This is a genomic window from Brevibacillus sp. AG162 (genome assembly GCF_006715575.1).
GTDB lineage: Bacteria > Bacillota > Bacilli > Brevibacillales > Brevibacillaceae > Brevibacillus > Brevibacillus brevis.
This window is the reverse complement of the sequence record NZ_VFNO01000009.1, coordinates 137217-156706: the sequence shown is the minus strand read 5'-3', so window position 1 is coordinate 156706 and position 19490 is coordinate 137217. Positions and strand designations below refer to the sequence as shown.

21 protein-coding genes are annotated in these 19490 nt (G+C 48.7%); 8 read left to right on the top strand and 13 right to left on the bottom strand.

Annotated features, from left to right (window positions below; all coding sequences use genetic code 11):
* Positions 1-8 precede the first annotated feature (8 nt).
* Positions 9-752 (top strand): MOSC domain-containing protein, encoded by a 744-nt coding sequence (locus tag FB479_RS23630; RefSeq protein ID WP_142066913.1) that lies wholly within the window; start codon positions 9-11, stop codon positions 750-752.
* A complete protein-coding gene (locus tag FB479_RS23625; RefSeq protein ID WP_142066912.1) occupies positions 742-1215 on the top strand; it encodes a YbaK/EbsC family protein in 474 nt (157 codons plus the stop codon). Before FB479_RS23630 ends, FB479_RS23625 begins: the two co-directional genes overlap by 11 nt.
* A gap of 108 nt (positions 1216-1323) precedes the next feature.
* Here the strand turns inward: FB479_RS23625 and FB479_RS23620 are convergent, their stop codons facing one another.
* From FB479_RS23620 to FB479_RS30615, 9 genes are all read right to left on the bottom strand, one after another.
* Entirely contained in the window at positions 1324-2577 is a 1254-nt protein-coding gene (locus FB479_RS23620) for an MDR family MFS transporter (RefSeq protein WP_142066911.1), read from the bottom strand.
* Between the two features lie 224 nt (positions 2578-2801).
* Positions 2802-3293 (bottom strand): GNAT family N-acetyltransferase, encoded by a 492-nt coding sequence (locus FB479_RS23615; protein WP_142066910.1) that lies wholly within the window; start codon positions 3291-3293, stop codon positions 2802-2804.
* Between the two features lie 55 nt (positions 3294-3348).
* Positions 3349-4056: a 3'-5' exonuclease gene (locus FB479_RS23610; protein WP_142066909.1), complete on the bottom strand. Its 708-nt coding sequence runs from the start codon at positions 4054-4056 to the stop codon at positions 3349-3351.
* An 11-nt stretch (positions 4057-4067) separates the two neighbouring features.
* Positions 4068-5081 (bottom strand): DUF294 nucleotidyltransferase-like domain-containing protein, encoded by a 1014-nt coding sequence (locus FB479_RS23605; protein WP_185746409.1) that lies wholly within the window; start codon positions 5079-5081, stop codon positions 4068-4070.
* A 49-nt stretch (positions 5082-5130) separates the two neighbouring features.
* Complete coding sequence (locus tag FB479_RS23600) at positions 5131-6465, bottom strand: ammonium transporter (RefSeq protein WP_142066908.1); 1335 nt, start codon at positions 6463-6465, stop codon at positions 5131-5133.
* A gap of 126 nt (positions 6466-6591) precedes the next feature.
* Positions 6592-7839, bottom strand: a complete 1248-nt coding sequence (locus FB479_RS23595) for an MFS transporter (RefSeq protein WP_142066907.1) — start codon at positions 7837-7839, stop codon at positions 6592-6594.
* An 80-nt stretch (positions 7840-7919) separates the two neighbouring features.
* Positions 7920-9104, bottom strand: a complete 1185-nt coding sequence (locus tag FB479_RS23590; RefSeq protein WP_142066906.1) for an MFS transporter — start codon at positions 9102-9104, stop codon at positions 7920-7922.
* A 75-nt stretch (positions 9105-9179) separates the two neighbouring features.
* Complete coding sequence (locus tag FB479_RS23585; protein WP_142066905.1) at positions 9180-9470, bottom strand: ArsR/SmtB family transcription factor; 291 nt, start codon at positions 9468-9470, stop codon at positions 9180-9182.
* A 53-nt stretch (positions 9471-9523) separates the two neighbouring features.
* Complete coding sequence (locus FB479_RS30615) at positions 9524-9682, bottom strand: hypothetical protein (RefSeq protein WP_164724523.1); 159 nt, start codon at positions 9680-9682, stop codon at positions 9524-9526.
* A gap of 137 nt (positions 9683-9819) precedes the next feature.
* On the opposite strand from FB479_RS30615, the gene FB479_RS23580 reads away from it, so the two are divergent.
* Together FB479_RS23580 and FB479_RS23575 are read left to right on the top strand one after the other, a co-directional pair.
* Positions 9820-10179 (top strand): toprim domain-containing protein, encoded by a 360-nt coding sequence (locus FB479_RS23580; protein WP_106654163.1) that lies wholly within the window; start codon positions 9820-9822, stop codon positions 10177-10179.
* Between the two features lie 64 nt (positions 10180-10243).
* Positions 10244-10450: a hypothetical protein gene (locus tag FB479_RS23575; protein ID WP_106654164.1), complete on the top strand. Its 207-nt coding sequence runs from the start codon at positions 10244-10246 to the stop codon at positions 10448-10450.
* A 26-nt stretch (positions 10451-10476) separates the two neighbouring features.
* On the opposite strand, the gene FB479_RS23570 is transcribed toward FB479_RS23575, so the two are convergent.
* The gene (locus tag FB479_RS23570) at positions 10477-11256 is read right to left on the bottom strand and encodes an undecaprenyl-diphosphate phosphatase (protein ID WP_185746406.1); all 780 of its coding nucleotides are present in this window, start codon (positions 11254-11256) and stop codon (positions 10477-10479) included.
* 190 nt (positions 11257-11446) lie between these two features.
* On the opposite strand from FB479_RS23570, the gene FB479_RS23565 reads away from it, so the two are divergent.
* The gene (locus FB479_RS23565; RefSeq protein ID WP_142066903.1) at positions 11447-12367 is read left to right on the top strand and encodes a CvfB family protein; all 921 of its coding nucleotides are present in this window, start codon (positions 11447-11449) and stop codon (positions 12365-12367) included.
* Positions 12368-12423: 56 nt separating this feature from the next.
* On the opposite strand, the gene FB479_RS23560 is transcribed toward FB479_RS23565, so the two are convergent.
* Genes FB479_RS23560 through FB479_RS23550 form a run of 3 tightly spaced genes read right to left on the bottom strand, consistent with a single transcriptional unit; the run spans position 12424 to position 15911 of the window.
* Positions 12424-14370, bottom strand: coding sequence for a TRAP transporter permease (locus tag FB479_RS23560; protein ID WP_106654167.1), 1947 nt, complete (start codon positions 14368-14370; stop codon positions 12424-12426).
* A complete protein-coding gene (locus FB479_RS23555) occupies positions 14371-14904 on the bottom strand; it encodes a DUF1850 domain-containing protein (RefSeq protein ID WP_142066902.1) in 534 nt (177 codons plus the stop codon). It lies immediately after the preceding gene.
* Positions 14905-14909: 5 nt separating this feature from the next.
* A complete protein-coding gene (locus FB479_RS23550; RefSeq protein ID WP_106654169.1) occupies positions 14910-15911 on the bottom strand; it encodes a TAXI family TRAP transporter solute-binding subunit in 1002 nt (333 codons plus the stop codon).
* A gap of 511 nt (positions 15912-16422) precedes the next feature.
* Between FB479_RS23550 and FB479_RS23545 the strand changes: the two genes are divergently transcribed.
* The 3 genes from FB479_RS23545 (at position 16423) to FB479_RS23535 (ending at position 19482) form a co-directional block, all read left to right on the top strand.
* Positions 16423-17361: a sensor histidine kinase gene (locus tag FB479_RS23545; protein WP_255438563.1), complete on the top strand. Its 939-nt coding sequence runs from the start codon at positions 16423-16425 to the stop codon at positions 17359-17361.
* Between the two features lie 4 nt (positions 17362-17365).
* Positions 17366-18304: a response regulator gene (locus tag FB479_RS23540; protein WP_142066900.1), complete on the top strand. Its 939-nt coding sequence runs from the start codon at positions 17366-17368 to the stop codon at positions 18302-18304.
* 122 nt (positions 18305-18426) lie between these two features.
* Complete coding sequence (locus tag FB479_RS23535) at positions 18427-19482, top strand: tetraprenyl-beta-curcumene synthase family protein (protein WP_047073536.1); 1056 nt, start codon at positions 18427-18429, stop codon at positions 19480-19482.
* The last annotated feature ends 8 nt before the right edge of the window (positions 19483-19490 follow it).

Sequence of the window (19490 nt, the reverse complement as noted above, 5' to 3'; positions counted from 1 at the left end):
GGAACCAAATGAAAAAAGTAGGAACACTGCAGACCATTTTCCGTCATCCTGTCAAAGGAATGCGAGGGGAGGAGCTTGCATCAAGTACGGTCGATGAATTTGGCTTGTATGGAGACCGTGCCTATTATTTTTTGGATAATGCCCGTCAAGGTAAGTATCTCAGTGCGGATGTTGTGCCCGCTCTTATCGGGTATCATGCCAGCATGAGCGAAGGGACAGGAAAAGAAGCGTACCCGCCGATTCGGATTGAAGCTCGAGATGGCAGTGTACATACGTGGGATGATACTTTTTTTGCCCATGTCGCGGAGACGGCGAAGCGCTCCATTACGCCTATGATTAGTAGTCCGCAAGAAGGCGGCGTGAACTGGGAAGACCACATTCTGCTGGTCACGGATGCATCTCTCAGAGAGATCGCGCGGCAGATTGGCGCAGAACAGGTAGATCCACGACGCTTTCGGGGGAATTTGGTCGTTGTCCTGGAGGATGATGAGCCATTCGCGGAAGACAAGTGGCTGGGCAAACAGATCAAAATCAATGATGTAACCTTGCAAGTCAACAAGCACTGCGAACGCTGTGTATATGTCAATATCGACCCAGAAACGTTGGCGATGACTCCTGCCGTATTGAAGGCATGCGTCAAGCGTCACAACAATCACTTCGGTGTCTATGCTTCGGTTGTCACGGCAGGCAGTGTGTCGCAAGGCGATGACGTTTTTTTAGTAGAGATGGGAGTGACGGGGTATGACAGCTAGCCCTTTGGAAAAGGTTCGCAGCTATGTACAACGCTATGATTCGAGCATCGAGCCGATTTTGTTTGAACAGCCGTTGCCTACGTCTGAAGTGGCTGCACAGGCATTAGGTGTCGAGATCGGCCAAATCGCAAAGTCGATCTTGTTTCGGGTAGATGAGAAGTTCGCCTTGTTTGTAGCAGCAGGCGATGTACGTGTCCATCCCAAGCAAGTGAAGGCAGCGTTTGGACAAGGAAAGCCGAAGATGGCTTCGCCGGAAGAGGTAGAAAAGATGACAGGCTTCCGTGTTGGAGCGGTTTGTCCATTTGCCTTGCAGGAAGAAGTGCCTGTATTTGTGGATCGCTCCTTGAAGCGTTTCTCGGTGGTTTATACGGCTGCTGGTATAGCTGAATCGCTTTTACCTGTCTCTTATGAAGCCTTGTTGGAGATGACAGGGGCGAAAGAAATCGATGCTGCCTCGGCATAAGCGAATCCATTTGAAATTAGAAGCTCCTAAAAAAATATAATGCTAAAAGGAAAAAGTGGTTGGCAGGAGGTTATGGCTGCGCAACCACTTTTTGTTTTCTGCTGTCGTTTAGCTGTAAGGAGAGGACTCGCGTTTCTGAACGATTTGGAATAGCTTCACGTAAAGAAACGCGCTCAACAGAGCACATAACAAGATGAACGTGAAAACGCCAATCGGCATGATCCACTCTGAAAGAATGACGGTCACGGGAGCGAGGAAGCGGCCGAGGGAGTACTGCAGGTTAGCGGCACCCATGTACTGTCCTCGTGCATGTTCTGGTGCGTATTTGCTTACGAAGCTCTGCTCGACCGGAGTTCGCATCACTTCCCCTACTGTAAAAATGACCACGCATCCAAACAACAGCCAAGCATTCGTCGTGAATCCCACCAAATACATGCCCACACCAAACAGCGAGGAGGATAAGAGGAAGACATTCCGGTCGCTCCAGTGCTCGAACCATTTGGTAACAGGCAGGGCGCACAGAACAAACAGAAGGCCGCTTATACCCACCATCCATCCGAAAATCTCCGTACTGCTAAGCGAAAGCGACCAGGCATTCCACGAAAGCAGTGTCTGCGCTGGGACGAACTCTTTTACATAGACCGCCAAAAATAAATCGAGCTGCACGATTGCAATCGTAATCAGCATGCCTGCGAGAATATAGATGGCGAAGGCTTTGTCGCTTAGAATGACGGCGTAGCTCTGCCATTGCTCCTTCATAACGGAAGGGAAATGGATGGGGGCGACAGAGCTTTTAACGGACTGTGGCAGTGTCTCTCTCACATTGATCCAGATCGCGATCGAATACAAAAAAGTGACAAGCGCACAAGTCCACAGCAGCTCACTGCGGTATTGAAAGAAAAAGATGGCCCCCAGAGCGGGTCCCAATACGGCACCAATGTTCATGGCTGTTACAAAGGTAGCGAAGATTTTGCGTCTGTCTTTTTCTGAGGTGAGATCAGCAACCATCGCAGAACTCGCCGGGCTGTATACCGCTTTGCCAAGCCCGATTCCAATAAACGCAACATAATCGATCCAAGAAGAGAGGGAGAAGGCAAACAGGACAAACATGCCTGCCTGCAAAAACGCTCCTGACAGCATGACATATCGACGACCAAAGCGATCAGCCAAATAGCCGCCAAAAAGATTGCCGATCATACTCATAATCGGTGGCACTGTCATGAGTAACCCGGCAACATTTTTGCCAAAGGTATCACTAAAGTGGAGGGTAAGAAAGGGAAAGTACATCCAAAACAATAGGTTGAAAAGCGTCTCGCCGATCAATCTGGTCTTCAGGTTCAGATCCCATGACAGCCATTGCACAGCAGGTTTACCTCCTGTTTTTTGATTCCCTGGCCAGGTACACATACTTTAGTGGAAATTTTCAAAAAGATATAGACTTATAATCATCCGTCGGTTACACTAATATCATAAGGGCTAAGGGATTAGACCCTGGCTTAAGATGTGCCACTTTTAAGTATTCGCTTCCTTCATAACAAATAAGCCGACACTTCCTTTTGTAAGGGGTGTCGGCTTTTCGCATGCTGTTACTTGACCATCCATTGATAAAAATGAACGTCGTGCCACTCTCCAAACTTGAATCCCACCTCTTGAAACTTCCCTGCCAAGGTAAAGCCGAACTTCTCGTGCAGCTTCACGCTGGCGTCATTGCCGCCTACGATTCCGCTTACGATCGTGTGGTATTCGAGTTGTCTGGCACGCTCCAGAATTGCACTCATCAAGGTAGTGCCGACACCTTTCCCGCTTTGATCAGGGGCGATATAAATAGACAGTTCAACAGATTTTTGATAGGCGGGCTTCTCACGGAAAACGGACAGGCTGCAATATCCGATTACTTTCCCTTCCGATTCGGCGACGATGATCGGATGTCTGTCACCGTGCTTATGAAACCACACTTCGCGCTGGGTAAGCGTCTGTGGCTCCAAGTCAAATGTCGCAACCAGATTTTCCACCGCGTAGTTGTAAATAGCAAGCATAGCGGGTAGGTCACCCACAACTGCGTCTCTGATCTGTAGCATGATATTCTCTCCTCATGTTGGTTGGTAGGACTTGTTGAACGATTCGAACTAATTCTTAGCGTACGGCCTCGTAAACCTGCCGCAGGTTTGTAAAGCCTAGGGATTGTGCTTTCATCAAATACTTCGCCCAGAGCGTACCAGCGGCAACAGCGTCACAGTAAGCGTGATGCCTGCGTGAGATCGGGATATCGTGTGCCGCACAGAGGGCGTCCAGCGAGCCGTTGCCAATCGGATTATTTAACAATCGGATGAGCAGCATCGTATCCAGCATGCGATGGGTAAACGGACGCCGGCTCGTTTTCCAAAGTCCAGATCGTAAAAATTCACGCTCATGGCGAGAATGATGGGCAACGAGCGGACGATCTCCAACGAATTGAAAAAAACGGGACAAAGCCTCTAACAGCTCAGGGGCATCGGCAACCATATCATCGGTAATCCCGGTGAGAGAGCGGATGTGAGGAGGAATCGTCCGACCGGGATTGACCAACGTATAAAAAGAGTCGCCGAGGAGGAGGTGTTCTCCTCTCATGGCGACTGCTCCCATCGATATAATCGCGTCTCCGTGATCGGGATAAAAACCGGTCGTTTCCAGATCGACGACGACAACCTCCAGATCGTGTAGAGGAATATCGGCACTGGAATCGACTGGTTTATTCACTTTTGAGATAGAGCGCAAATAGGCGATGTGCTGTTTGTCATCTGCTATAGGTGACATAGCCCGGCTCATATGCCAAATGCGACCGAATAAGTCCCATTTTGCCACGCAATCTCCTCCTATCCCCCAAAAACGGATGGGAGCTTTTCTGTCATTTTTTGCAGACGGATCGCCAGCTTCATCGACTGTTTTACCATCACTTGGGTGTCAGGAGACAGCTCCCCTAGTTTGATATAGCTATTACTCGTGTATTGCCCATCTTCCCAATGGAGAGGAGCGATCAGTCGCAAACCTTGAATTTGCCGGAAGTATGCGGCTACCTCGTCACAAAAGCTTTTGCTCCAGACTCCTTTTTCACCGAGTTGGTCGAGTCTCTCCAAGGTAGAACTGGCAAAGATGCCATGCGCCAAGGCAAAATGCCGTACGCAATTCACCAGTGGCAAATAAATGCCGTACTTCACATTGATGGCGCCGCGGAAGCGTCCATGGACCTCAGGTAAAACTCTGCCGAAGATTCCAAGCGGCACCCGATAATGCAACGTATTGCTCACCAGTCGATTCAGCAAGAAGAGGTTCCCTGCAAGCAATTGACGGAAGCGGTCATGGACGGGAGTAAAAATGGCCGATTCGCCCCATAAGACACGCACGTCACTTGCGAGCAGTAAATAACGGGCGTTCTCCCAGATAGGGTGAGAGGCCCATCTGTCTATTTGGTCCAGCCATTGTTCGGTGCTGCCTCGCCATTTGGGGGAGAGGCAAGTCACATTCCCTTGGCAGGGAGGATAGCCGGCTACCTCCAAACCAGCAACGATCGTCGCCCCCAGCAATTGAAAGTAGCCATGAATCTTTTCTGTTTCCTGCTCGCCCAGATGATCTGGCAGTTGATAGACGAGGCCGTTATCCTGATCGCTGATGAGTGCTTGCTCTGATCGGCCGCCACTGCCGAATTGCAAAAAGGCAAAGGGGACGGGAGGGGTACCCAAGCCTCTTTTGGCAAGGTCGTTCACAGCGAGGAGCACCCCTTGTCGAATGAGATTGTCGTGAATCAGATTGACGACGATGGAAAAGGGGGCCAATTCCCCTGCGCGATTCAATGGACGCAACGGAGAAGGGTCCAACAATTCTCGTCGCAACAAGGCCAGCTCGTCAAAGGAGTCAACGTTCCGTATTTTTTCCACTTGTTCAGGTGAGAGAGTGAGAGGTGTTGCTTTGGGTAGGTGCAGCCGGTCGTACGCGTTCAGGCTGGAGTAGTTCGGGATAGCCGTATCCCCCGTGTTCGCTAAGGTCAAGACCAACCACCTCTTCCTCTTCAGTGACTCGCAGGCCAATGGTTACTTTTAATACATACAAAATGATGAAGGCTATTATGAAAACATAAAGCGCGGAGCCAGCCAAGCCCAAGACCTGAACCCCTAACTGATGCAGACCGCCGCCATAAAACAGCCCAGGACCGCCAACGCCGACCTTTTCGGCAAGCTCCGGGGTAGCGAATAAACCCGTGGACAACGTTCCCCAAATGCCAGCCACCCCATGCACGGAAAAAGCAAAGACAGGATCATCAATCCCCATGCGGTCAAACCAAATGGATGTATAGAATGTGAGAATACCTGACACAGCACCGATCACGACAGCTGCCCACGGATCGACGAAGGCGCAGGATGCTGTAATCGCGACGAGAGCAGCGAGGACGCCGTTGAGCATGCTTGGAATATCTGCTTTTCCCATGACGATCCAGGAGATAGCGAGAGCGGCGACAGCGCCTGCTGCGGTAGCGAGATTGGTAGTAACGGCGATATAGCCGAAAAATCCTGATGTGCTGCCGAGCGTGGAGCCGGCGTTAAAGCCAAACCAGCCGATCCAAAGAAACAGAACACCTAAGACAGAGTAGACCTGATTGTGACCAGGAATCAGATTGGAGCTGCCGTCGCGATTGTATTTTCCAATACGAGGCTTCAAAAGGATAGTGGCGACGAGTGCGACGATGGCACCTTGGAGATGGACAACTGTAGAACCAGCGAAGTCTTGCATTCCGAGCTGTGCCAACCAACCGCCGCCCCATACCCAGTGACCGACGACAGGATAGATGAGGACAGTAAACAGTACGCTGAAAATAAAATAAATGGACAGCTTGGCGCGTTCAGCAAAACCGCCCCAGGCGATCGCGAGTGAAACGGCTGCAAAAGCGAGTTGAAAGAGGAAGAGAATCGAGATAGGAACAGTTGCAGCGGAAAAAGCGGAGAAAGCGTCTTTTTGCATGCCGTCAAAAAAGAATCCGGAAAGTCCGATGAAAGAGTTGCCGTCTCCAAACGTCAGCCCAAAGCCCAACGCCCAAAAGGCAATCGAGCAGATGCCGAAGGTTAGAACTGTTTTTCCTGCGACGTGACCAGCGTTTTTCATGCGAGTAGAACCAGCTTCCAGCAGGGCGAATCCAACCTGCATGAGAATGACCAGAATGGCCGATACCATGACCCATGTGGCGTCAATGGCAGACGAGAGACTTGCGACAGTAGGTTCCATCCTATCCACCTCTTTTCTGTGTCACATAACCTGACACTACTTTTATTTATGTCAGATTATATGACATGGAAATTCTAGTTGCAATTGTTTTTTTGCAAATAATGAGAAAACACCAATCCTTCCGTCTTAAGCAGAGGAGGATTGGTGTTGTGCGGTTGGTTTTCGTTTTTCAATCAGGAAGCCTGCGAAGCTCATGGCAGCGAGGAATAGTCCACTGACGAGGAAAAGCTGCTCGACTGGCCATTTGCCCATCCAGATTGCACCCAGGCTGCTGGACAATGTACAAAAGAAGGTGAACATGAGCATGTTGATCGCAAAAATTTTGCCTGTACTGTTGCTGGACGCTTTGATTTGAATGGCAGTTACGGTCGGGATACCAATGAGCGGCCCTCCGATCCCTGCCACGGCAGCTCCGAGGAAGGCAATCCAGTGAGCGGTGCCTCCTGTCGTAAGCAACAGGAATCCGACTGCCTGAAACACCCATCCAATCAAAATCACAAACATATACCGAGTGTAGAACGAGCGAGCCATGTGCAGGCTTCCCAGCAAGTTCCCAATCCCGTAAAAGCCCAACAAGACAGCTAATGTACTTCCATTTCCTTGCTGCATGCGCTCGGCCATAAACGGGAAGCCCACCGAGTAAGTGACTTGCCAGACGAGAAAGCCCATATTGCTAAAGAGAAGAATCAAGAACAGAACACGATTTTGTTTTAGCTCCTGTAAACCTGAGGCAATATCCCGGGCGTACTGGCTGGGTGTCATTTTCGTAGCAGATACTCGTTGTTGATCGGTCAACGAAATACGGATGGCATAAAGGAACAAGACGGAGATCAAATAGCTGCCTGCGTTCACAAAAAACAAAGTAGACAGAGGCATGATCGAAGCGACCAGTCCTATCGACATTGGCGCAATAATCCGAATCGTTCGGAAAGTTGTATCCAAGATGGCATTTGCTCGCCCTAGCTGCTCTTGGGGAACCACTGATTTGAGTGCAACGGTCCGTGCTGGCTGAAACAGACTGGAGAACAACCCCAACAAGAATTGGGCTGCCAGAAAAAAGGCAAACTCTTCTACACCCATGTAGACCAGGATGCCAACCGTAATCGCGACAACAATTCGCGCAACATCCGCTCCCACCATAAGCATGCGTGGGCTGTACCGATCAGCCATAACCCCGCCGACGAGGTAAAACATGAGACCTGCCACCATTTCCGGGATTGCGAGCAGGCTCAGCACTGTACCCGATTTGGTTGCTTGGAGCAAATACCAGAGTAATGCGAAGCTGTAGCAATGATCACCGATGCTTGCCGTCATTTGCGCAAGCCAAAGCTTGAGGAACGAACTGTTTTTCCATAAAGATGAGGATGAATCCACGTTGACCCTCTCCGTCCTGCTGACTGCGATAAAATGAATTTGACCATAGCGTAGCAAGGCGAAGAGGGAAAGTAAAGGACTCATGCTTGTGAGGTTACATTTAATTTACCCGTCCTCAAAACAAAGAGAAAATAGGCGATAAGAAAAGTGAAGGAGGCGAAGATGCTGACCCCCGCGAATCCAAAAACAGAATACAAACTGCCTGCGAAAGAAGAGGCGATAAAAGTCCCTATGTACATGCAAGCGTTGGCCAAGCTCGATATGGTACCTCGCGAGGTGTCGGACAATGATTGCAAGTATCCCATCAGGACAGGCACGAGTACACCGCCGAAGCAGTACATGAAGAAGAGGACAACCTGCAAAAAGCCGACTCCCGGTATGTAAGGCAAAGCAAGATAAAGCAGGGCGCTGCCCAGAAATCCAACGGTCAAAATCGTATTTCTCTTCCAACGCTCAAGTAACCAGCCGCTGAGTAAGCTGCCAACGGTGTTGCCAAGCCCGATAACTAATGTGATCAAGCCAATTTCGGTAACGGATTGCTGATATTGATCGGAAAGCCATACGCCATAGAATGAAAAGACTGCATAGACACCCGTCATGAAAACGAAATAGCCGATAAAGCTGCGTGACGCTTGAGGCAGTCGCAACAGATCCTTGTAACGCGCAAAAATAGCAACTCGGGCGTTGGTTGTTCCAATTCCGGCTATGGAGGTAGGAGGCAATAAATCAGGAAGTTTTCGGATTATGAGTATAAAAGCTCCGAGAGAAGCAATTCCTACAGCCAAAAAAGGAAACGACCAATGATAAGCGGACAGAAAACTGCCTATAGGCACACCGATCACTTGGGAAACCGAAAGACCTGCCATGACAATCCCCATAGCTTTTCCGATACGAGCAGAGGGAAACAAAACAGGAATGGCAGCCCACACTTGAGGACCGATAAAGGCAGAACAGATTCCAGCAAGGAAGCGAAAGAAAAGCATTGCGGTGAAACCAGGCGCAAAGGCGCATGCAAGTGTGGAAATTGCAAATCCGAGCATACCGACAGCCATCACATGTTTCCTGTTTTGATTATCTGATAGCGGACCGGCGACTAAAGCGGCCAAAGCAAATCCGAGAGCATAAGTTCCGATCAGCCAGGCTGCCTGGTTAGTAGATACGTCATATAACTCTCGCAAGGTTGGCAGCAGTGGGCTGATAATAAATGTATTTGTCCCGATCAAAAACATGGTGAAGAAAAAAATCATCAAATATAAGCGTTCCATAAAAATCTCTCCTCGTAGTTTTGTTATTCTATAGTTAAATAACTTTTTAACTAACGGGCAAAAAAAGGATACCAATCACAAGGTATCTAAAAAGCCAGGCAATATTTGATCAAATGTCTCTTTATAAATCCGCATGTACCGTGTTTGCCCTTCCTTTCTGACTTTGATCAGTCCTGCTTCTCGAAGTGTCCGGAAATGGTAGGAAGCATTCGACTTCGAAGTATCGCAAGTTACGCCCACTTCCGTGCAATTCAGTTCTTTTCCGGAATGGTACAGCATTTTCAAGATAGCTAGTCGTGTCTCGTCAGCCAATGCTTTAAAAATCTTGACGCGCTTTTCGGTGAGTTCGAATTGTTCAATATTCATAAAACTATATTACTAAGGAATCTTTATCCAAGCAACTATTTCATCTGCTTTTTTTATTTCTGATTTTGCAAACCTTGGTTATTATGCTGATACTGCTTGGATGAGCCTTGGTTGTCATCGGTATGCGTATCATCCGCAACCGTACTGCTGGTAAGCCCTGCAACAGCCAAGCCTTTTTGGTTCAAGTTTTTCGCGCTTTTGAATTTGGACATGGTACGACCCCCTGTTCGATAATGGATGCTTCTTTAAGATGTCTTGTTTCGAAAGGGAATAGTCATCCTCATTTTCCTAGCTGGATGTTGAGGTATACTATAAAAAAACGAGCATGCGTCAGGGAGGGTGGGAGCGGATGGCAGGGTGTGTCATGATTGTGGAAGGAAAGACAGACAAGGAACGCTTGCTGCGGGTGCTGGCTGAGCCTGTCACCATTCTTTGTACGTACGGTTCCTACAGCTTGGAAAAGGGGGAGAAGTTGCTCACCCAAACGGAAGCGGCAGATGCAGATGAGATATACATATTTACAGATGAAGATGATAGCGGGAAAAAATTGCGGACGAAATTACGCGAAGATTTTCCGGATGCGATACACTTGCATACGCCGAAAATATACAGAGAGGTTGCTGACACACCGTTTTCGGTACTGGCGGAAATTCTGGAGCGAGCAGGCTTTGCGGTTACTGTGCCTCATCCTGATCTTGGAGAGCGGTAAGGGGATAAAACACCGTTTCATCGGCTATAACAGTAGTAAATGGAATGGTGGAGGTGCGAGGAAATTGCGTAGTTTGATAACGTTTTTTAATCGAATGAACATTATGGTGTGGCTGGTAGGTATCTTTGTTGCTCACGCCGCGCTCTACCTGGTGCTGGGGACAGCGACGTGGCTGGCTACCTCGCTTTTGGCAACAGCGTTCTACGGCATTATTTTATTGGTAGGCAAATTAATTGCCAGCCGTTATCCAGACAAGGAAGAAAGCAGATGAAAGCCGGCGTGCAAGCAGCCGGCTTTTTACCAACCCAAGAATTGCATGAGTAAAATTAATCCACCCAATACCCAGACGTAGATAGCGAAGCCCTTCATGGAGCCTGTACTGATGATGGTAAGCATCCAGCGAATGGCTACATATCCAGCTAGTCCGGCAAACATGGTGCCCACGAGCATCGGGATCAATAATGCTGTTTCAAGTGGTGTTTCTACGAGCTTGACTGTTTGTAAGACACAAGCACCCAGAATCGCGGGCAAGGATATTAAAAACGAAAAGCGCGCAGCGTCAGCGCGGTCGATTCCGCGCAAGAGGGCACCGGCAATCGTCAGCCCTGAGCGGGAAATAGCAGGCAGAATCGCAGCACCTTGCAGTGTTCCGATGATGAGGGCGTCCGTGTAGTTGATTTCCTCGAATTTTCGATTGCCGCGGCGCATGGACTCCACCGCCCAGAGGATCGCGCCTGTCGCAAGAAATTCCCACCCGATCGTAATGCCTGTTTGGGAGATTTCTTCAAAATAGTCTTCAAATGCCAGTCCGATCACGGCAGTAGGGATCGTGCCTACGACCAATAGTTTTGTCAGCTTGCTCATCGGATTCATGATGATAAAACGAACCTGTGGCCAAAAGACGATAACGACAGCAATCAGCGTACCGAAATGAAGCATCGTGTCAAATAAAAGTCCGACCTCCTGCATGCCAAACACTTTGCGAAACAGGACGAGATGACCCGTGCTTGATATCGGTAAAAATTCAGTCAAGCCTTGTACAATGCCAAGAAAAATATGTTCAAGCAGCAACAGCATAGGCAAGAGTCACTCCAGTCTTGAAAAAGTAGGGCCAAGCCCGTCTTACTGTCATGTGTATGTCCGTGAATTGAAGACTTGCCTATTTCGTTACGCATCGTTATTTTGTTAGAAAAAAGTTGTGGTATTTTCTTGCTGGGGATGGGTATAGTTAGTGTGCACAATGGTAGAGAGCGAGGAAAAAACACATATGTACAAAAGACAAATGCGTGAAAAGCGTGAGCCCCAAATCATTCAGAACGGCAATTTGGCGGCAGGGATGACGCTTACCATGACGGTAGCGCGAAAAACGGAAATCGGCTATTTTTTAAGCGATGGCAAAGATGAAGTGTTTCTCCATGCCAATGAAGCGCATGAGCGTTTACATATCGATGATGAGGTCGAAGTGTTTTTGTACCATGATCACGAGAACCGACTGGCTGCGACCATGGACATGCCTCATGTCGGCATGGGTGAATACGGCTGGCTGGAAGTAGTGGACATTTCTCCGCGTATGGGTGTATTCCTGGACAATGGCATTAACAAGGATCTGCTCTTGTTCATCGATGACCTGCCTAAGCATAGCGATGAATGGCCGCGTCCCAAGGATCAAATGCTGGTGGCACTGAAGCAAGACAAGCTCGGCAGACTCTTGGCAAAGCCAGTCACTGAAAACGAAATCGTCAAGATCGCAGCAAAGGCAGATCAGAGTATGAAAAACAAGTCTGTCGAAGGTACGGTCTACAAAGTGATTCAAGCAGGCGCATTCCTGTTGACGGAGGACGAGCATATCCTTTTCATTCATCGTGATGAAATGGTAGGGCGTCTGCGCCTCGGACAAACTGTGCGCTGCCGTATCAGCTTTGTGCGTGAGGATGGCCGTCTGAACGGTTCCATGAAAGAGCGCAAGGAAGTACAGTATGGCGAAGATGCGGACAAGCTGCTGCGCTATTTGATCAATCGTGACGGGGCGATGCCTTATACCGATTCAACAGAAGCGGATGTCATCCGTGAAAAATTCCAAATGAGCAAGTCCAGCTTCAAGCGGGCACTCGGCAAGCTGATGAAGGAACGCCGCGTGGAGCAAGTAGACGGCTGGACGAAAATCATTGGAACTGACAAAGACGAATAATCAAAAGAAATCCCTCCTTGCATGAATGAAAGCACAGGAGGGATTTTTGTGTTGTTTCACAGTGTTGTTTGCACAGATTGTTTTTGCTTGCGAGCTTTGTAATACGACAAGGAAAATACGAGCCCCAGCAAAATAAAGCCGGCGATATCCGTTTCGATTCCAGGGATAACCGCAAGCACGCCACCCGCAACAGCGAGGATGCGCTCCAAGATGTTTAGCCTGGACATCCAGTAGCCGATTAACCCAGCCCCCACACCGATCATCCCAAGCGTTGAAGTCAGCATAACCCAAATCGATTCCAGCAAAGTGGTATTAATCAGCAGCAAGGCTGGTGAGATGACGAAAATATAGGGAGCCATAAAAGCCGCAATGGATAGCCGTGTTGATTCTACGCCTGTCCGGATTGGTTTTGATTTGGCAATGCCTGATGCGGCGAAGGCAGCAAGCGCAACTGGCGGCGTGATGTCTGCGACAATTCCGAAGTAGAAAGTAAACATGTGAGCCGCGATAGCAGGAACGCCCAATTGAATGAGCGCTGGAGCCGCGATGGTTGAAGTGATAATGTAATTCGCCGTTGTTGGCGTTCCCATTCCCAAAATAAGCGAAGCGATCATGGTAAAGAACAACGTAAGCAAAAGTTGGCCGCCAGCCAGATCAATCAGACCATTTGCCAGCTTCAACCCAATCCCTGTCAACGTAATCGTACCGACAATGATTCCGGCACACGCAGTTGCAGCGACGACGCCGAGAGCCATTCTGGCACCAGAGGCAAGCGCTGCAAAAATATCAGCAATAGACATGCGGGTTTCTTTTCGGAAGGCTCCTACGACAATCGTAGAGACGATACCGATAATCGCGGCGCGCTCGGCTGATATGTTCATCATCAAGGCTGTAATAATGATCACGATGGGGAGGAGCAAGTACATTTTTTTCAAAACCTCTTTTTTGTCCGGCAGTTCTTCCTTGGAGAGTCCGCGCAATCCGAGTCGCTTTGCTTCGAAGTGCGTCATAATCCAGATGCCCACGAAAAATAAAATCGCAGGAAGGATCGCTGATTTGGCGATTTCCAAGTAAGGAACGCCGATGAACTCCGCCATTAAAAACGCAGCAGCCCCCATGACAGGCGGCATGATTTGTCCCCCGGTAGAGGACGAGGCTTCCACCGCTGCGGCAAATTCGGAACGATAGCCGAGCCGCTTCATCATCGGGATGGTAAAGGCGCCGGAGGTAACGACATTGGCAACAGAGCTGCCGCTAATCGTCCCTTGCAGGGCGCTGGAAAAAACGGCCACCTTCGCAGGACCGCCGATTCGTCTCCCTGCAATGACCAACGACAAATCGTTAAAATACTCGCCGACCCCTGTTTTTTCGAGAAACGCGCCAAACAGCACAAACAAAAAGATAAAGGTAGAGGAAACAGCGAGCGGAGTACCGAGAATACCCTCCAGTGTGTAGTAGCTGTGTCCGATAATCCGTTCGACATCACTGCCGCGATGCTCCAAAAAGCCTGGCATGTAAGGTCCGAAGTAGGTGTATAAAAGAAAAATAGTGGCGATAAGAGCAATTGGAATTCCGACGACTCGCCGTGCAGCCTCAAGGACAAGCACGACAGCAATGCCGCCGACCACCATATCCATCGTCGTATAGTTACCTGTTCGGGTCACGAGTCCTTCGTAGTCAATGACCCAATAAAGTGATACGAAGACACCTAACAGGGCGAGAATGATATTCACGATTCCGATTTTGTCTTTGTTGCCTTTGGATGTCCCTGCATATAACAGATAGACAAGTGCTAGCCCGAAGGCTAAGTGAATCGGGCGGTGAATCTGGGGAGGCAGCGTGAAGAAAAGCGTGCTGGATAACTGGTACAGGGAGAAGAGGACAAGTAGACCAAAAGAGATCCACTTCATGGGACCCGCGAGCTGGCGTGTAGCTGATTCCTTGTCGTATTGTGCGATCAGCTTATCCATCTCTTGCTGGTTCATATTCGTTGTTGTACTCATCTAGTAACCTCCTAACTCGCTCAGAATGGATCGCTTTTCTGCCTGAATCGTGATGGCTTCTCCCGGCTTGTCGATCAAGCTCAAAGGAACATCCTGTCCAGCGAAAAGCAACGTATGATTAGCCCGTACTTGCCCGATAAAAAGCCGTAGGGCAGGAAAAGAGCGCTGCATATTGCGAATGTGGAATCGTCCATCGGCCAGAACCAGCTCCTCGCCAGGAGCCAATTCATTTTCCATGCCGATACCGTAGTCGTGAAAGCTCATCTCCGACAAAATAATTTGACCGTCTACAATCCGGTATTGCTCCTCGATTGTGGAGCGATGAATGGAATGAGTCCAGCGGATGCCAAAAGCTGCTTCATCCTGTATGTCGGCACTCCAAACAACTTGATTCGATTGTGTATTCCGGATAACCAGAGCGGGAATCAACGGAGTGGAGATGCCCGCATAAATGACAATGATGAGAAGAAAGAAGGAGAAAAGGCGGAACAACGTCCGCCCTTTATCCTTTGTTACTCCTTTGATAAAAACCATCTGGTTTACTTCACGCCTTTTTCGTCGAAGTACTTTTGGGCACCCGGGTGAACAGGGATGCTGACACCGTTCTTCACGTTCTCCAGCTTGATTTCCTTGGCTTTGGCGTGGCCGAGCTTGTCGCTGTTCTCAAAGATCGCCTTTGTTACTTTGTACACGAGGTCTTCACTGAGATCGGAGCGAATCAAGAGCATCGATTTGACGGAGACGGTTGTCACTTCTTCTGGAACCGTTTGGTACGTATTGGCAGGGACCGTTGTTTTCACGTAGTAAGGATATTTGGCGATGATTGCATCGATTTTGTCCGCGTCAATTGGAATGATTTTTACACCAGTTGTCGCTGCCAACTCTGTGATTGCTGCGGTAGGCGTACCGGCAGTTTGGAAGGCAGCATCCAATTGACCGTCCTGAATGGCTTTGGCGGAGTCAGCAAAGGAGAGGCGCTGGAGCTTGGTATCTTCAAAGGTCATCCCATATGCTTCCAAAATTTGCTGAGCGTTCACTTCTGTGCCGCTTCCGGGAGCGCCTACAGATACACGCTTATCTTTCAAATCGGCAACGCTTTTAATATTGCTGTCAGCAGAGACGACGATTTGGATGGTTTCATCGTAGAGAGCGCCTAATGCTTGGAAAGAATCAATTTTACCGTCTTGCTGGAACATGTTCGTTCCCTTTGACGCATACTCGGCAATATCGTTTTGCGTGAAAGCGATGTCCGCCTTTTTATCGCGAATGAGGCGAATGTTTTCTGCTGAAGCGCCTGTGGCTTGTGCGGTAGCAGTGATGCCAGCGTTTTTCGTAATATGGTCAGCCATGCCGCCGCCGAGTGGGAAATAAGTGCCGCCTGTACCGCCTGTTGCGATAATTAATTGGGAGGGGTCGGCGCTTCCTCCTGAGTTGGAGCTGCCTCCACCTCCTTGTGCAGAGTTGCCGCCACCACCACATGCCGTCATGAGCGACATGGACAGAAGCAGTGTGAGCGAGAGAAGAAAATGACGTTTCTTCAAGAGAATTCCCCCTAGTCTAAATGTTCTGTTTATATGTCTTTCTTCGGCATTGTAAGGGGAGGTCTATAAAAAACTACAAAAATCTATAGAAAAATATAGTAAACTAAGAAATAAACGTTAACGACTTTTTGAACTACTTCTTATGAGGAAGTGCGGGCAACATTTTATGAGAGAGACCATTTCGATCCTGCTGCTCATGCTCATTGCCGTCCCAATTGCCGGGGAGCTCAAATTTCACCCGTTTCAAGATGATTTTCGCATCAGCTTTGGTACAACAGCTTTTTTCTTTTTTTTATTGTGGCTGCGTCCTTCTTTCTTGGCAGGGATAGTAACCGGGATAATTGTTGTTCTATTTCGAATAGTCTTAGACTTCTTGTATGGAGATGTCTTTTCGTTTCTGCCTTCCTTTCAGATGCACTTCCCCGCATTTTGCTATTATGCAACGTTTGCTTGTCTATTCTCGCTCTTTCGCGTTAATATGCTACATCATCGCCCACTTTGGGTGGGGCTGTTGGGGACAGTCGCAGAAATAGCAGCGAATTTAGTAGAGCTATCCTTTCGTGCTGTGTCCTGGGAGGGTGTCTTTCACCTGGGGGTCGTAGGCCCGATTGCCGTCATTGCCTTGATACGCAGTTTTTTTGTCCTTAGTTTTTTCAATATGATTCAGCTGCGTCAGGCGAAATGGATGGAAAAGCAACAGCGCAATCGAAACGAGCAGATGTTGATGCTCATTTCCAATTTGTACGAGGAATCTGTTCATCTAAAAAAGACATTGCATCAGGTTGAGGAAATCACGCGCAACTGCTATGAGCTGTATCGCGAGATGAACGAGGTGGCACATAAAGATGGGACGAACAAGCGATACGCAAAGCGACTGCTGTCCCTTGCCGGACAAGTACATGAAGTGAAAAAGGACAATCAACGCATATATGCAGGCCTCTCCAAGCTGATTTCTGACGAGAATGAACGAGACTATATGCCACTGGGCGAATTGATAGCCATCATTGTTCAGGGGCAACGAAAGTACGCGAGACTGTTGGAGAAGGACATTCAGTTTGAAACGAATGTGGAGGTGCCGTATCTCGCTTGCCACATTTACACGACGCTCTCACTCATCAACAATCTGGTCGGCAACAGTGTCGAAGCCATACACGACCGGGGGATGGTATCGATCGTTGCTTCGATTGACGAGAGTCGGGAGTGGATTCATTTTTGTGTAACCGATGATGGGCCAGGCATTGTGGTGAAGGACAAGGAGCTCTTGTTCATGCCTGGATTTACTACCAAATACGACGTTTCTGGCAGGCCTTCCACGGGGATTGGGCTATCATACGTTAAGGAAGTGACAGACAGTCTCCAAGGAATGATTGATATAGCCGAGGACTCATGCGGACAAACGACACAATTTTGCATTCGCCTGCCAATCGCAACTCTGATTCAGAAAGGGTGACCTCATGCGCTACTTTATCGTGGACGACGATCCTGCGATTCGATTCATGCTCGGTCAAATGATTGAGGATGCTGATTTGGGAGAGGTATGTGGGGAAGCAGAGGATGGCTCACAAATTGACCACGATTTTTTGAATTGGAAGCAAGTAGACATCTTGTTGATTGATCTTTTGATGCCGAATCGTGATGGCATTGAAACAGTGCGCCAACTAAGGCGTTTTACAGGCAAAATTGTCATGATCTCGCAAATCGAAGCAAAGGAGATGATTGCTGAGGCGTATGCGACAGGGATCGAATACTACGTGACCAAACCGGTGAATCGCCTAGAGGTCATTAGTGTTCTGCAAAAGGTACGGGAACGCATATTGCTGCAGCAATCCATCGAGGGTATTCAGCGGTCGCTTTCCGTCTTGTCCGGCAGTATGAACGTGGCGGCAGCTCTTTCAAAAGAAGCACCGTATCCTGAAAAGGGCATCCTGTCTTCCGCACGGTTTCTCTTAACCGAACTGGGGATGATTAGCGAAAAAGGCAGCAAAGATTTACTCGACATGATGGAGTGGCTGTATCGCTGGGAGAAGGAAAGGGATGGAGAAGTGAATCTGCCTCCTTTACGCGATATTTTTTGGGCGATTGCTGACCGCAAGCTGGGGAAGGGAGTGACTGTCCTGATCCAAAAGGAAACGAAGGCCGCTGAGCAGCGGGTTCGCAGAGCCATCTATCAGGCATTAACCCATTTGGCTTCCCTCGGGCTGACCGATTACAGTAATCCCAAATTTGAGAGCTACGCGACCACATTCTTCGATTTTACAGAGGTGCGAAAACGCATGCTGGAGCTGGAGAATCAGATGGAAATGACGATCTCTTCTACTCGTATCAATACCAAAAAGTTTATTTTTGTACTCTATATGGAGTCAAAAAGGCGAATTGGTGTATTTCAGGGCTGACTTTTGGAGTGGGCATCCAAATGTGATAAGATATTTCTATTGGTCATGAGCGAGGGCTTCGATGAAAGCTGGTAAAAGCTTGGGATGTCTTTCGTTTTACATTTGTTTTGGGAGGGAAGTAAGTGAGCGAACTACGTAATCCATGGCAGCTCCTTTACCGAGTCTATCGTCATGTGCAACCTGTTCTGGAGCGAGAGTTTGCGGCCTGGTACAAAAGAGCACAGGCGATTCCCAATCCCGAGCTGAGAAAACAGGCACAAGACAGCATGAATTCTAAAAAGTTTCACTGCCAAGGGGGATGTGTTTATGCAGCACAGGTCATCCCGCATGTAGAGACAATTGTCCCGCTGATTGTCGCTTACCAAACGATCAGTGACTACTTGGATAATCTGTGTGATCGCAGCACGTCACTAGACCCGCAAGACTTCCGTCAGCTTCACGTGTCGATGCAGGATGCACTGACACCAGGTGCGCCCTTGCGAGACTATTATTTGTACCGCGAGGATAAGGATGACGGCGGCTTTTTGGCTGGGCTGGTTCAGACCTGTCAACAGCATGTCGCACAATTGCCAGCCTATGAAAAAATCCAGGCAAAGATACTCGAGTTTTCTTGTTTGTATAGCGATTTGCAAGTATACAAGCACATTGCTCCCCAGTTGCGCGAGGATCACTTGTTGACGTGGTGGGATCAGTACAAAGAACGCTATCACGATTTGCACTGGCAAGAATTTGCGGCTGTCACAGGCTCGACTATTGGGATATTCGCTCTTTTTTGCTTAGCAACTGATCCAGATGTAGGGGAAGAGCAAATTCAAACGGTAAGTGAAGCTTACTTTCCGTGGCTGTGCGGGTTACATATTTTATTAGACTATTTAATTGACCTGGAAGAAGATAAAATGGGTGGAGATTTAAACTTCGTGAGCTATTACGATTCGGAACGGATCGCGACTGAACGCTTGAAGCTTTTCATAAAACAAGCAAAGGCAAGCGTTAAACGCTTGCCAAATCCTGCATTTCACCGTATGATCGTGGACGGGCTAGTCGCGTTTTATCTCGCGGATCGCAAGGTAAACCGGAGCCAGCCACACATTTATACTATTGCTAGACAACTGCTGAAGCAGGCAAAGGGCTTGCCCTCTGTCCTGTTTTATGTGAACAGTTTGCTTGTACGGCGATAACGGAGAAG